9 protein-coding genes and 1 pseudogene are annotated in these 13,795 nt (G+C 50.3%); 8 read left to right on the top strand and 2 right to left on the bottom strand.

Annotated elements, in window-relative coordinates:
- Nucleotides 1-104: 104 nt before the first annotated feature.
- From DXB00_RS10825 to DXB00_RS10795, 7 genes and pseudogenes are all read left to right on the top strand, one after another.
- Complete coding sequence (locus DXB00_RS10825; RefSeq protein ID WP_147359211.1) at nucleotides 105-1,112, top strand: hypothetical protein; 1,008 nt, start codon at nucleotides 105-107, stop codon at nucleotides 1,110-1,112.
- Nucleotides 1,113-1,242: 130 nt separating this feature from the next.
- Nucleotides 1,243-3,144 (top strand): VirD4-like conjugal transfer protein, CD1115 family, encoded by a 1,902-nt coding sequence (locus DXB00_RS10820; RefSeq protein WP_158581306.1) that lies wholly within the window; start codon nucleotides 1,243-1,245, stop codon nucleotides 3,142-3,144.
- Nucleotides 3,141-4,211 carry a replication initiator protein A gene (locus DXB00_RS10815; RefSeq protein WP_119214894.1) on the top strand — a complete coding sequence of 357 codons (1,071 nt, stop codon included), beginning with the start codon at nucleotides 3,141-3,143 and terminating at the stop codon, nucleotides 4,209-4,211. Before DXB00_RS10820 ends, DXB00_RS10815 begins: the two co-directional genes overlap by 4 nt.
- The gene (locus tag DXB00_RS10810) at nucleotides 4,208-4,750 is read left to right on the top strand and encodes a hypothetical protein (protein ID WP_119214893.1); all 543 of its coding nucleotides are present in this window, start codon (nucleotides 4,208-4,210) and stop codon (nucleotides 4,748-4,750) included. The genes DXB00_RS10815 and DXB00_RS10810 overlap by 4 nt, the downstream gene beginning before the upstream one ends.
- Entirely contained in the window at nucleotides 4,740-5,633 is an 894-nt protein-coding gene (locus tag DXB00_RS10805; RefSeq protein WP_119214892.1) for a hypothetical protein, read from the top strand. The genes DXB00_RS10810 and DXB00_RS10805 overlap by 11 nt, the downstream gene beginning before the upstream one ends.
- 228 nt (nucleotides 5,634-5,861) lie before the next feature.
- Nucleotides 5,862-8,783, top strand: a complete 2,922-nt coding sequence (locus DXB00_RS10800; RefSeq protein WP_119214891.1) for an S-layer homology domain-containing protein — start codon at nucleotides 5,862-5,864, stop codon at nucleotides 8,781-8,783.
- Between the two features lie 167 nt (nucleotides 8,784-8,950).
- A pseudogene (locus DXB00_RS10795) lies at nucleotides 8,951-9,789 on the top strand (undecaprenyl-diphosphate phosphatase).
- A gap of 150 nt (nucleotides 9,790-9,939) precedes the next feature.
- On the opposite strand, the gene DXB00_RS10790 reads toward DXB00_RS10795, so the two are convergent.
- Both DXB00_RS10790 and DXB00_RS10785 read right to left on the bottom strand, forming a co-directional pair.
- Nucleotides 9,940-10,224, bottom strand: a complete 285-nt coding sequence (locus DXB00_RS10790) for a hypothetical protein (protein ID WP_119214890.1) — start codon at nucleotides 10,222-10,224, stop codon at nucleotides 9,940-9,942.
- Between the two features lie 105 nt (nucleotides 10,225-10,329).
- The gene (locus DXB00_RS10785; protein ID WP_119214889.1) at nucleotides 10,330-13,215 is read right to left on the bottom strand and encodes an S-layer homology domain-containing protein; all 2,886 of its coding nucleotides are present in this window, start codon (nucleotides 13,213-13,215) and stop codon (nucleotides 10,330-10,332) included.
- A 306-nt stretch (nucleotides 13,216-13,521) separates the two neighbouring features.
- On the opposite strand from DXB00_RS10785, the gene DXB00_RS16430 reads away from it, so the two are divergent.
- Nucleotides 13,522-13,795 (top strand): S-layer homology domain-containing protein (locus tag DXB00_RS16430; RefSeq protein ID WP_199697286.1); only part of this gene is annotated, 274 nt, incomplete at its 3' end.

Genomic DNA, 13,795 nt, shown 5'->3' with positions numbered 1-13,795 from the left:
ATTTGTTTAAAACAAGAAAATGTTCCGGAATACCGGAAATCAGAATTACAATTACCGCGACCTGCTAAGAGTGGTGCGGTAATTTTAGAACAGGAGGCGATTATTTGAGAACAAAAACTATGCTGCCTGTTATGCGGCTGATCGGCTGGTGTAAGAATATCGACCATGAGAGTGAACGCCGATTTCGCGGCATTTTCCGTTCATCGGTTATGCAGTCACTGGTAGATCAAAAGTATCTGCGGCCATACTCCGAAACTTACGGCTGGCGGCTGACACCGGCCGGTTATACATGGCTCGCAGAACAGGGATTCCCGATGCAGGCTGACCAGCATACACAGCGCGTCAATCGAAGATTCGAAAACGCCGAAGTGGTACTTGCCATGTATGCTGCCGGCATTGATCCGTTTGCGGATGAAGTTCCTGCACTGCGAGAGCATGACGGTTATCTCCCTGCATCAGCACTGCGGGCAAAGGAAGGACAGCATCCGCTGGGCAGTAATCTGGTATCTGGCTTTCTGAGGCTCGGTGACACACTGTTTGCCGTGCATTATCCGAAATCAGCACAGAGAGTTGTCATTCAGCGAGAGATAGACTGTGCACAATCGTTCATGCTGGGATGTGGATGTACCGAGCAGGCATATTTCCTGTGCGGCAGCAGTTACGCTGACATTTACCGCGCACTGCTTGACGATCAGCCCTTGCAGAACAGCAAGAGGGTCAGATATGCACAGTTCTATCAGCAGATCAGCCCGGCATACTTACTGCCGTGTAACAAGGATGGTGTCTTACAGCTCCGCTTGATGAAGCTGCCGCAGTATCGCGCGCGGCTGGCGCGTATGCTGGGTGCACCGGTTACCGCACCGCAATTAGCCGACTGTGATTTCTTTAGTACAGTCTTTCAAATTCCTGCTCGTGTGGTAGCGGATATGGAGCTGCGGCAGGTGTTTCGCGCGGCACAACAGGCACGAGCCGCAGGCTATCACGGTTTACTGCTTGCCGCATTTGAAAGTCAGAAGCGCTTTCTGTCGCAGATATTTCCGCCGCCGTTCTTCCACATCGCGGTAATCGACGAGCAGGCGCTCTGTATCCTCGAAATGGGTGCTGATCTATGATACCGCTGTCTGAACACATCGCCAAACTGGAAGAGCGATGTCGGAAACGATTAGAACGTTGGAAAGCAAAGCACAATGCGGACTGGCGGCTCTATGCAGTGCTCGGCGGCATGGCTGGTACTTTTATGGCATGATCGTTAATTCCGTACGGCTCGGCATTCGGCAGTCCATGGATGCGAACAGCAGCATTACAAGCATCTGGGTCGTGAACCCGATTCGCAACTTTGTTGCACCGTTCACCCTTACCGGATTGGGTATCACCGCTGCTATTCTGGTGCTGGCATGCCTGTTGACGCGGAAAGGTTATAACTGGCTGTCCGGTTATCATCCGGTCAAGGACAAGCGCGGGTTTGACATTCTGCCGGATGCTACACACGGCAGTTCGCGTTTTATGAAACTGGACGAGATGAGAACTGTTTTGGAAGTCGGCAAGCTGCCTGACCTTACCGGTACCGTGTATGGCAAACATCGTGATGATCCGTTGGACGACAACCGTTTCTCGCAGTACATCGCCTCCAACAGCAAAAGCGGCCTTGCTGGAAATATGCTGACCATCGGTGCACCGGGCACGGGTAAAAGCTGGGGTTTTGTTCGACCACTCATTTTCCAGTGCGTCAAGCGAAAAGAGAGCATGATACTGACCGACCCGAAAGCCGAACTGTACGAGAGTACCGCCGGTTATCTTGAAGATATGGGTTATGAGGTAAGAGTGTTTAACCTCTTGGATATGGAGCACTCCGACCATTGGAACTGTATCGGTGAAGCCGATTACGATGAACGTCTGATACCGATTATTGCATCTACCATCATCAATAACACCTCGAACGAAAAAGAAGCCGGTGACTTTTGGTCTAAATCCGAACTGAATTTGCTAACGGCACTGCTGTATTATGTCCAGCACGATACAGACGGTGCAGGCCATCGACTGCCGCTGTCCCAACGTCGGCTTGGACGGATACTTTCTCTTTTGACGGAGAACGGCCTTTCTAGGATTGACCGCGAGATCAATCTCCTGCCTGCCGGCCATCCGGCGAAAGGTCCGTACGGTCTGTTCCTGCAGGCCAAAGAGAATCTGCGCGGCAATATTGTGATCGGTCTTGGCAACCGTCTGAACGTCTTTCAGGACAAGTTGGTGGATGCCCTTACCGCAGACAGTTCCATTGACCTGACACTGCCCGGACACAAGCCTTGTGCATACTTCTGCATTTTGTCTGCACAGGACAGCACCTACGCTTTCCTGTCCTCACTGTTCTTCACCATGATTTTCTCACGTCTGGAACAATACGCGCGACGCGAAACAGAAGACGGCAAATTACCGATACCGGTCAACTTTGTACTGGACGAATTTCCGTCTATCGGAAAGCTGGGTGACTTCAAGCGTTCCATCGCGTTCACACGCGGTTTCCGCATGAACTGTATCGTCATCGTGCAGTCCATCGCACAGCTTGCAGATATGTACCCGCGCCACGAGTGGGAGGAGATCGCAGCTTGCTGTGATGCAACACTCTGCCTTGGTGTGAATGACCTCACGAGCGCAAAGTTTGTGAGTGACAAATGTGGTATGACAACAATCCGTGTCACCAACAACCAGCAGCCGCAGACACCGCTTTTTTCGCCGGTTGCAAACCTGTCCCGTCCGTACTCACAAACACGCAGTAATACCCAACGTGCTCTTATGCAGCCGGATGAGGTGCTGCGTCTGGATAATGCCAAAAGTATTGTTATGCTCCGCGGACAGTTTCCCATGCTGTTATATAAGGTAACACCGCCGGAGTTTGCGGATTTCAAGAAGCTGCGGCCAGTGTCTATCTCGGACTACCATAGCCATACTGAGCCAGCCGAGCTGCGCAATGAAGAAAAAGTGCCTGAGCCGCAGCAAGCGGAACCGATAAAACCGGCACCTGCCACACAGGCAACCTATCCTGAACTGCTGCACTTGGATGAGGAGGATTATGCAACATCGTATTTATTTACCAACGAACGCTTTCAAGAGATACAAAACGAACTGAACAAGGGAGATAAAGAGCCATGAATCAGCAAACCAATGAAAATCGCCCATCCTTCGGGCTGATGAAACTGGACGATGTTATATCGTACTACCATATGCAGATGCCGCGCTGGCTGTTCAGCGACAGCGGCTATTCAGATATGACGCTTGAGAGCAAGGTAGCGTACACGTTCCTGCTCAATCGATTTCAGCTTTCGCGCCGTAATAGCTGGATCAATCGTTATGGCGAGGTATATGTGATCTATACCCGCGAGGACTTGGCTCAGGAAATGCAGATTTCGTACAAGAAAGCCATTGCGTGTTTCAAGGAGTTGACAGAAAAACACTTGGTATGGGAACAGCGACAAGGTCGCGGCCTGCCGAATCGCATTTACCTCGCCGAAGTGCAATTCAGCGAAAAGGCTGCATTTTCGTATGATTGCGCTCCGTTCTCCGCAGATGAAAGAGATGAAAGCAGACCTGCCGAAATGGCAGGTCTGGAAAATGAACCGGATACGGAAGAAAGTGAAGAAATGACGGTGGAAACCGGAGAAAACGATGCACAGATGTCTGAAAACAACCAGAAGGAATCTGGAACGTCTGAACAAGACCTGCCGAAATCGCAGTTCAAGACATGCCAAAATGGCACTTCTAGAAGTGCCAAATCTGCAGGTCTAGACATGCAGAATCGGCACACAAGTAATAAAGAGATAAGAAATACAGAGATGAGTTATACTGAAGGAGATTCGTTTGTCGGTCGAACGCGCGAGAAAGCTGAATTGCAGGAAATTGAGCGCCGAGCGGAGGTTCAAGCGTTTGCCGATGACGAACGCGCCTTGCTGCATGACTGCTTGTATTGGCTGTATTACTGCGATGGCTTGCGTATTGGCATTTGCACCTATCCGCAGGATTACGTGAGGGAGAAACTGTGGCGGCTGGATTTCGAGATTGCAGAAAATGCACTGGCTCGCATGAAAGCCAACGAAAACGAGATTCGCAAGAACTCGCTGGTGTACACAGCTAAAATCCTGTTCAGCTGTATTGTGGAGTACGGCAGTGAGGAAATGCTCGATCCGGTGGTAAATCGGCTGAAACGGAGGTTCGATACATGAGATTCTGGAGCCCACAGCAGAAATATCTGCTGAAAGTGCTGAATGTCACCAGCTGTATGAGAAAATCTCAGGTACTTCCGCTGCTGCGCCGACAGTTTGATATTTCGCCGAATGCGATAGCTCCGATCTGCCGCCAGCTGCGCGACGCAGGGTATCTGCGGGAGTTCGATGGCATTATCTCAGCAGTTGGTCCACATTATGAGCCATTCATTCCACAGGCATTGGATTTAATCTTTGCCATTCTGCCCCGAGAAACGCTTTTGTTTCACCGTGAATCCCATACTGCGCTGTATGCGCTTGGAGAACAAAGCGGCTTGCTGGTTCGGGTATTTTACATTTCGCAAAAACAGGATTTGTTTGCATTGCCGGACAAAGAAGAGGTTGCGACACAGAAATCTGTACTTACGGTGTTGCTTTTGGACGATGCGGCACAGGCGGCATACATTCCACCGCACTTCTCGTGTCTGGTGGCCTATCCGGATCATACCGGAAAACTGACATTACAACAACATGGAGGAGGAAAACAACATGAAACTTGATAACAAAGAACTGTTGGAACGACTTTCGACCTCGCGCAAAGCGTTTAACGCAACTGCGTTTTCCGAACTGGACCGCAATCTGTCTGATGATGAGCGCGAAGAATGGAACGCAATTTATGCTTCGTTCTCCTCGCGGTCGCTGCTGAGAAATACGGTCATCGGCTTGGAAAGCATTCCGTTTCCGACTGATGATGAGCCTGAGCAGGTGTTGACCTGCATGGTAGTCATGCGGCATCTGGTAAAGGTGCTGATTCCGCTGCCGCTGTTCTGGATTGAACCGACAGGTATCAACCCGAACAGTGTAATTGGTGCAGACGTTGATTACATTATCATTGGCGTAGACCGCGAGGGAGAGTGTGCAATCGCGGCTCGTTCGCTGGCCTTGGAGCAGCAGCGGTGGCACGCGCTGAATGTTCAGCATATTTCCGAGGGCGATGTGGTATCCGCATCTGTGCTGGCCTGCGGACCGACACGCATTACGGTTACGGCCTGCGGTTTCGATGTGACGATGGGCCAGCAGGCTATGAGCTATACCTACCTCGCGGATATGCGGGAAGAATATCATGCAGGTCAGCAGCTTCAGGCGAAAGTGCTCAGTGTCGGTGAGGATATGCTTGCACTATCTGTTCGTGACGTCGGCACTGACCCGTATGTCAATGCGGAACTGCGGCATCCCGTAGGCTCCAGCCGCATTGCTACCATTTCCAGTAAGTATGCAGGCGGTGTGTTCTGCCGTTTGACTGACGGCTGTACGGTGGTCTGCCGGTACGCGCAGCAGTTCAGCGACGACGAGTTCAGAGTAGGGGATAGGGTAGTCGTGCAGATTCGGTCGTTTGTAGATGAGAAACGGTGGCTGCGAGGGAAAATCCGGGCGAAGCTTTAACAAGCATCTTTTATATTTGCACGGCGTAATGACTTGCCACGCAAAGTATACCTTATTATATAGTATAGAATAGGCATAGAGAAATGCAACAGTGCCAGTTGTAATATTACACGTAATGTTACATTCATGTTACGGATGGTGAACTGCGCTTGACCCTTGTGTTTGACTATGGTAATATACTAAGCGACGAGTGAAAACTCGAAAAATTTTATAAGGAGGAATTCCCCTATGAAGAATCTCAAAAAGATTCTCGCACTGGTGCTGGCGTTTGCTTGCGCATTCACCATGTTCGCTGGTGCCGCGTTCACGGATCAGGCTGACATCAAGGTCAAGGATGAAGTCGTGGACACTCTGGTTGAGCTGGGCGTCATCGAAGGTTTCGAAGACGGCTCTTTCCAGCCCAACGCAACTGTAACCCGTGCGCAGATGGCAAAGATGATCTATGTCCTGCGTACCGGTAACTCTGACGCTTCTGCGTACAACGATGACAAGACCTCTTTCACCGACATTGGCTCCCACTGGGCTCGTGGCTACATCAAGTACTGCCAGTCCCTGGGCATCATTGCTGGTAAGAGCAACACCATCTTTGCGCCGAACGCATCTGTAACTGCTCAGGAAGCTGCTAAGATGCTGCTCGTAACCCTGGGTTATGACGCTCAGAAGGCTGGCCTGGTAGGTTCCGGCTGGGCTTCCAAGACCAACGCTCTGGCTGACGAGAACGGCCTGCTGGACGATGTTAACACCTCGTTCACCGCAGCTTGCCCGCGTCAGTACGCTGCACAGCTGATCTACAACGCAATCGACACCCCGACCGTTGTATGGCGCGACGATGCTTACACCAGCGTAACCCTGCTGGGCGATGACAACCAGACCGTAGGCGAGAAGTACATGTCTCTGAAGAAGTCTACTTCTACCCTGACCAACGTTGTTAAGACCAACGGCAAGGACACCTACACCGTAACTCTGGACTCCACCGCGTCTGTTGTTGACTGGGATAACACCACCGAGTCCAAGGATTCCGGCAAGGCAATCTTCGAGTTCACCGACGTTAAGAAGGATTACTCTGATCTGCTTTACAAGACCGTTACCGTTCTTCACAAGGATCGCAAGACTGTTTACGGCGTTTTCGCAACTTCCGACAACTCCCAGCAGTCCAACGTTCTGAAGAAGCTGGAGATGGACGGCGCTAAGGTTAAGCTGGACGGCACCAAGTACGATCTGGCTGCAACCGCTAAGCAGACCGTTTATGTAAACGGCGACGTTCTGTACAAGACTGCTTCTGGTTTCACCTTTAACTCTGAGGCAACTGGCGCTACCAAGGCTACTATTCCGGACTTTGTAAATGCTTACGGCAACAAGCCGACTTCTGGCACTAAGTTCGAGGATTCCAAGTACTGGCAGGGTTCTGAGGTATCCCTGATGGCTACCGACGGCACTTCCAACTACTCCATCCTGAAGGTTAAGACCTTCGCTGTAGGCAAGGTTACCGCTGTAGGCTCTGACTACATCAATGTAACCTACAAGAAGGGCGACAGCGACATCATCACCAAGACCAAGCTCGAGAAGGACGATTGGGATTGGTACGATGGCATCAAGAAGGATGACTACGTTGTAGTTTCTGCAGCTGGCAACTACGGCACCGGCAATGGCCTGGTTGAGAAGGCTGACGTTGTTACCGGCAAGGTAACCGGCACCAAGTCTGACGACGGCGTTTCCGTTGGCGGCAACTGGTACACCATGGCTGGTAACGGCACTTCCTTCGTAAAGCGCCCGAACACTGGCTCTAACGTTGACATGGTAGTTGTAAACGGTTACGTTTACTACACCGACACCACTGCAGGCAATGTTGATGACATGGCTCTGCTGATCGAGGCTGCTGCTAAGGGCGGCACCGGTTCTCAGTGGGAAGCTCACATGCTGTTTGCTGACGGCTCTGAGAAGACCGTTACCATCGAGAAGTACTGGGACGACAAGGACAACAAGTCCTTCCCGATCATGCCGTTCTCTGAAGGCAATGCTGCTAACCCGAACGTAGCTACTTGGAATACCACTGCTTCTGCTCCTTCTGTAGCTGCTGCTCCGATTCTGGTATCCTACGAGGTATCTGGTGATGTTTACACCCTGAGCCGCGTTGGTATCGCTGAGATTGAGGACAACGCTAATAAGGGCGAGTTCGCTCTGAACGGCTATGACGCATACGTTGACGCTACTGAGGGTCTGATGACCGACGGCAGCATCAAGCAGAGCGACAAGACCGGTCACGGCACCTCTGACATGAAGATCTACACCCAGGCTGATACTAACGGTCTGAAGAAGGGCTCCACCGATCTGTCCCGTCTGTACTACGAATCCACCGGCGTTGTATTCGTTAAGTACAAGGCAACTGCTTCCGGCACTGACGCTGATTACAAGGTAATCTCCGGCAAGACCGCTGCTGACTACAACAAGGCTATCGGCAATGTAGCTGCTGTTGCTAACAAGTCCGGCAACTCCTACTACGCTCAGGTAGCATTCATCGACCTGCAGCAGGGCACCACCGGCGGCAGCGATGACAACTACGCAGTAGTTATGGACGACGTTGTTAAGGATACCAACGATGGCACCAAGTACATCGTTACTGCTTGGAATGGTTCTGAGAATGTTACCATCAAGACCGATGATAGCTCTGTTAAGAACCTGAAGAGCGGCGCTCTGATCACCTATTCCGGCGATCTGAACGATGCTGACGTTGACGTTAAGGCTGACCGTGACCATAACAACTACTTCGTATCTAACTACGATGCAGCTTCTGGCGACATCAACCTGATGTCCGGTACTCTGACCGCTGACGCTACTGTTGCTGGCAAGTACACCGGTACCATGACCTCTGCTGGTTCCACCAAGAAGTTCGCAAAGGTTGACAGCAAGGATACTATCGTAATGTTCGTAAACTCTGACGATTCTGAGGGCGTAACCGGTCTGGATTACACCAACATCGATCTGGCTTACGCATTCGACAGCGACTTCTGCACCACCACCAACTCTGGTGATAGCTACACCATCACTGGTCTGTCTGAGGACGCTGCTCCGAACGTAAAGGCTTACTTCGACGACGACGATCAGATCACTGTTCTAGTTGTTGACGTAAACCGCAACATTACCCAGTGGTAATTCGTGGTCCGGCCACAATCCAATAACCCATTTGGCTCCCGCTGAATGAGTAAAGATTCCCCCGAGGAAATTTTCCTCGGGGGTTTTCTTTGTGCGCTCACTTGCAGTGAAGGGTAAGTTATGCTATTGTATTATCAGTAAATAAATTGATTTTGTAGGATAATCACATGATAGAATTGCTCAAAGCATTTCTGTTTGGCATTGTAGAGGGCATCACCGAGTGGCTGCCGATCAGCAGTACCGGACATGTGATCCTGCTCAACAAGTTCGTCAAACTGGACGTGTCGGAAGCGTTTTACAGCATGTTCGAGGTGGTTATTCAGCTCGGTGCGATACTCGCGGTCGTTGTCCTGTTCTGGGGACAGATTTTCCCGTTTGAACGGCGAAAGGGCCGTCACGGCGGCGCATCCATCGTGCTGAATACGGATACCGTCAAGCTGTGGATCAAAATTCTGGTAGCGTGCGTTCCGGCGGCGATCGTCGGTCTCAAGTGGAACGACCTGTTTGAAGAACTGTTCTACAATTACCAGACGGTTTCCATCGCGCTGATTGTGTTCGGCGTAGCATTCATTCTGGTGGAGAACGCGCATAAGGGCAAGCCGGTGCGAATCAACGCACTCACTGAGCTTACTTACCCGACTGTATTTATGATCGGTATGTTCCAGCTGATCGCGGCTGTGTTCCCGGGCACCTCGCGCTCCGGCGCGACCATCGTCGGCGCGCTGCTGCTCGGCGTGTCGCGTACCGTGCTGCGGAGTTTACGTTCTTCCTGGCCATTCCGGTCATGTTCGGCGCAAGCCTGCTCAAGATTCTCAAGTTCGGCTTTGCGTTTACATCCACCGAGCTGATGATCCTCGGCATCGGTACAATCACCGCGTTCGTGTCCTCACTGCTCATCATCCGGTTCCTGATGGGCTTCGTCAAGAAGCACGATTTCAAGGTGTTCGGCTGGTATCGAATTCTCCTCGGTATCGCCGTGCTGGCGTACTTTATGCTTGTTAAGTAAGCTGAATAGCAAAAAGAAACCCTCGATTATCAGAATCGAGGGTTTTTAATTGTAATATGACAACGGTTGACCTCAAATAAAAAATACCCCCGAGCATATCAATCTCAATATCACCAAGTGACGTTGGAAAATACCTCGGAAGGTTTGAATTTACCCAAACTCGTAAAACAGGGTATCCAATTGATTATGGAATCTTCGCAAATCGTCCAGCTGGTCCTCTGGATCGCAATAATCAACGATTTCCCCCACGGGCTCGATGGTTTCAATGGCCTGCTCCAGCAGCTCGAAGAAGTGTTTCTTCTGATTTTTGCTCAGGTCGTCATATTTTTTGAGAAAGTCATCATCTGTGCAGTAATACTCGAATTTTGCAATGTCGTTATCGGCTTCCTGCATGGTAAGGTAGGCATAAACCAAGTCATTGGTATCGAATTTCATAATTTTGCTCCTTGTTGTTAAGTTAGGAAAGCCCCCGAGATATCTCGGGGACTTTCAACTAACTGATGTTATTCAGTTTTGCCGTTAATTACTTAGCAGTAGCGCTTACGAAAGTAACTCAACGTTGGAAGTCGGCATGGTGAAGGTAGCGGTACCAGAGGTCTGGCCCTTCTTAACAACGATAGTTACGTTGCCAATCTTATCACCCTTAACAACAACAGTGGTGTCCTTGTCAGCAATGCCAGCATTGGATACGGTAGCGGTCAGGGTAACAGTAGTGCCCGGCTTTGCGGTGAGTTTATCAGCACTTACGGTAACAGTTTCAGATGCGCCCTCAATAGCCTTTGCAGACAGAGAGGTCAGGGTAACGTTCTTAGCAGCTACGGTAGAAGCGGTCTTAACGTTGGTGATATTCAGCTCGTTGTTAACGGTGTCATATACAACAGCGATAACCTTATTCTCAGAGTTGAATACAACGTATGCGTTCAGGTCGTAACGATCGAACTCGTCCTTATCAGCGGAAGTCGGAACTGCGCCAATCTCGCTTACAGTGCCAACGTTCTTAGCATCGTCAACGCCGATGAATACGCAATCCTCGTCCAGAGTTACGTTCATAACAGCGCCCTTCTCATCAACGAGGGACATATCGCCCTTCTTCTTGCCATCAAAGCCCTTGATAGCGTAAGCGCCGTTTGCGAATACGGTGCTGTTTACGGTATCAGCCTTGGTGCCAGCAGTGATAACGGTCTTAACGTCGATCTCGTCGCCGTCAACGGTGTAAACGATTACAGAACCAGCTGCAGTGCCAACGTGAGAAGTGCCATCCTCGTACAGGTCAACAGCCTCAGTAGTGTTGCCGACGATTGCATGGAACTTAGTTACAGTGTCGCCATTCTTCTTGGTCTCGTAAGAATCCTCAGTTACATAAGCGTACATCTTGTCGCCATCAGCGTTTGCAACCTTAGCACCATCATTAACCAGAGCAGCAACCTTGACGTAGTCAATACCGTTAGATTCCTTGGTCAGGAAACCAACATTCTTGACAGCTACGGTGTTGGCCCAGTCACGAGCGGTCTTGCCGGAGATAACCTTAATCTCAGTATTAGCTACTACAAACAGAACAGCATCGTCAGCAATCAGGGTGTTATTGATACGCTTATTAGCGTAGTCAGTGCCATTAAACTGAGTGCGCGGAGAAGTTGCCGGAGTAGTAGTGCTGGTAGTGTCAACATAGTTATCGTAGCCAGCCAGGTTCTTGGATGCACCGGAAGCAACCAGATTCTTCAGCTCGTAGTTGCCGTCCTTATCGGTAGCGTAGGTGTACAGCTTGTTCTGCAGGGCATGTGCATCAACAGAATCAGTTACATCAGTACCATTAACCTTATCTACGATAACCTTCTTGTTGGTACCATCAGTGAAGTAAACGCGAGCCTCAACAGTCCAATCCTTACCCAGATTGTTTTCAGCCTTCTTGTTGTCAGAAACGAACAGGATGTTCTTAGAAGAAGCGCCGGTGGTGTCGATGTTGTAAACGTAGTTACCAACAACTGCAGCCGCTACCTCATCATCAACAGACGGAGAAGTGGTTACAGAAGTAGACTTCTTGTACCAGTTGCCATCAATCTTGATCTCGTCCGGAGAACCAGTCTTAACGCCGGTAACCTTGCCAGAAACTACAGTAGCCTTGGAGATAATCGGATCGCCAGAGGAGGTGAAGTCGCCGGAAACGATTACAGCCCAGTCGTCCTTCTTGATGCCGTCATAGATGTCAGCATCGTCGAACTTGTAAGACTTGCCGCCGATGGTAGCAGCAGAAGAACCAACGTAGGTTACTTCCTTAACTTCGGTCGGAACAGCTACAACCAGATCAGCCTTGTTGTTGCCGTTCAGATCAATAGCCTTGATGGAGTAAGCCGGATAGGTGTCCTTAGCAGAAATAACTTCGCCCAGAGTATCGATGCCAGACGGAACGGACTCCTTGTTCGGGTAGATAACCGGAACATCAGCCAGAGCCTTTTCAGCCTTGTACTCAGTGCTGTCAACCTTGAACTTCTTGGACTCGTTCTTTACGGTGTCCAGAGTACCAACAGTACCGGAAGCCAGTACCTTGGAATCGTTGTCAGCGTATACGCCGTAAACGTTGGTGTCGCCGTTAGCCTTAGCCTTAACCAGAACCTTAACATTCAGGCCAATCATATCAGCAACATCGGTCGGAACCTTGTCGAACTTAGCCTTGGTGTGATCGCCATCGCCGTACTTAACAGCCTTGCCCAGGGTGATCTCGTAGGTGTCCTTGCCGGAGGTCTTCTCGACAGACAGAAGCTGAGCAGCATCGGTCTTAACGAGGTCCATGTACTTGCCGCCGATGGTCTTGTCGTCATCAACGTCGGTAGCCGGCTTGAAGTCCTCGATATCGTTGGACCAGACTACGCGCTCCATGTCCAGTGCGTTGTACAGAATCTGTGCAGCGTACTGACGCGGCAGAGCAGCGTTCAGGTCGGTGTCAACGTCCTCGAACAGGTTGTTCAGCTGGCCGTACTTCATGGTGTTCTGAGCCCAAGCTGCGCCAGTCAGGCCAGCCTTCTGAGCATTGTAGCCAGCAGCTACCAGTACCATCTTTGCAGCCTCGAGACCGGTTACGGTATCGTTCGGAGCAAACTTGGTAGCAGACTTACCAGCGATAATGCCGGTGTTCTGCAGGTAACGTACGTAGCCCTGTGCCCAAGCTGCGGTCGGCAGATCGGTGAACGCAGTCGGGAGGGACGCGTAAGCGTTGGCGTTGTCATTACCGCCATTCATGATCGTAAAGATCATCTTTGCCATCTGAGCACGGGTAACGGTGGTGTTCGGCTTGAAGGAGCCGTCATCGTAACCCTGGATTACGCCCAGAGAAGAGAGCATGTCTACAGCGGTGCTTGCCTTGATGTCAGCCTTGTCGCTGTAAGACGCTGCACCGGCGAACATGGTGAACGCGCAAGCGAACGCCAGCACCAGTGCGAGAATCTTTTTGAGATGGCATATAAAAATCCAAAAAATGAGACTAAATCGTGTTCTCGAAGAAAACTATCAAGAATCGAGAACATTTTACGGGGTTGTGCGTCTAACAACATGAACCATATTATGGATAATAAGTTGCGGACTTCATGCGTTCAATGCAAAAAATATTTCGTCAGTATAAACAAAAATTTGAATAGATTTTGTACAGATATTCTTTTCTCTGCTTCGTGCACAGGATGTGAAATATCCATTTATTTACTCATTTTTGAGCATGCCGATATTCGCGAAATAGTTGAATTTATGAATGGTTTTGAAAAAACTATTCTGTCTATCGTTTGCTTTTGTTCTTTTGTATGCAACCTCAAAAAGATTCTCGCACTGGTGCTGGCGTTCGCTTGCGCGTTCACCATGTTCGCTGGTGCGGCGTTCACGGATTCGGCTGACATTAAGGTTAAGTCCGAAGTCGTGGACACTCTGGTATCGCTGGGCGTAGTTAACGGCTACGACGATGGCTCTTTCAAGCCGAACGGTACCGTAACCCGTGCGGAGATGGCGAAGATGATCTACGTTCTGC

Origin of the sequence: Butyricicoccus sp. OF10-2 (genome assembly GCF_003481925.1) — a bacterium.
Classification (GTDB): Bacteria; Bacillota; Clostridia; order Oscillospirales; family Butyricicoccaceae; genus Agathobaculum; species Agathobaculum butyriciproducens.
Note: the sequence above shows the minus strand (reverse complement) of the source record. Positions and strands in the feature narration are given on the sequence as shown.

Coding starts and splice junctions, on each gene's coding strand:
- DXB00_RS10820 (WP_158581306.1), top strand. CDS start 1,243: ATGATCGTTAATTCCGTACGGCTCGGCATTCGGCAGTCCATGGATGCG.
- DXB00_RS10790 (WP_119214890.1), bottom strand. CDS start 10,224: ATGAAATTCGATACCAATGACTTGGTTTATGCCTACCTTACCATGCAG.
- DXB00_RS10810 (WP_119214893.1), top strand. CDS start 4,208: ATGAGATTCTGGAGCCCACAGCAGAAATATCTGCTGAAAGTGCTGAAT.
- DXB00_RS10800 (WP_119214891.1), top strand. CDS start 5,862: ATGAAGAATCTCAAAAAGATTCTCGCACTGGTGCTGGCGTTTGCTTGC.
- DXB00_RS10815 (WP_119214894.1), top strand. CDS start 3,141: ATGAATCAGCAAACCAATGAAAATCGCCCATCCTTCGGGCTGATGAAA.
- DXB00_RS10805 (WP_119214892.1), top strand. CDS start 4,740: ATGAAACTTGATAACAAAGAACTGTTGGAACGACTTTCGACCTCGCGC.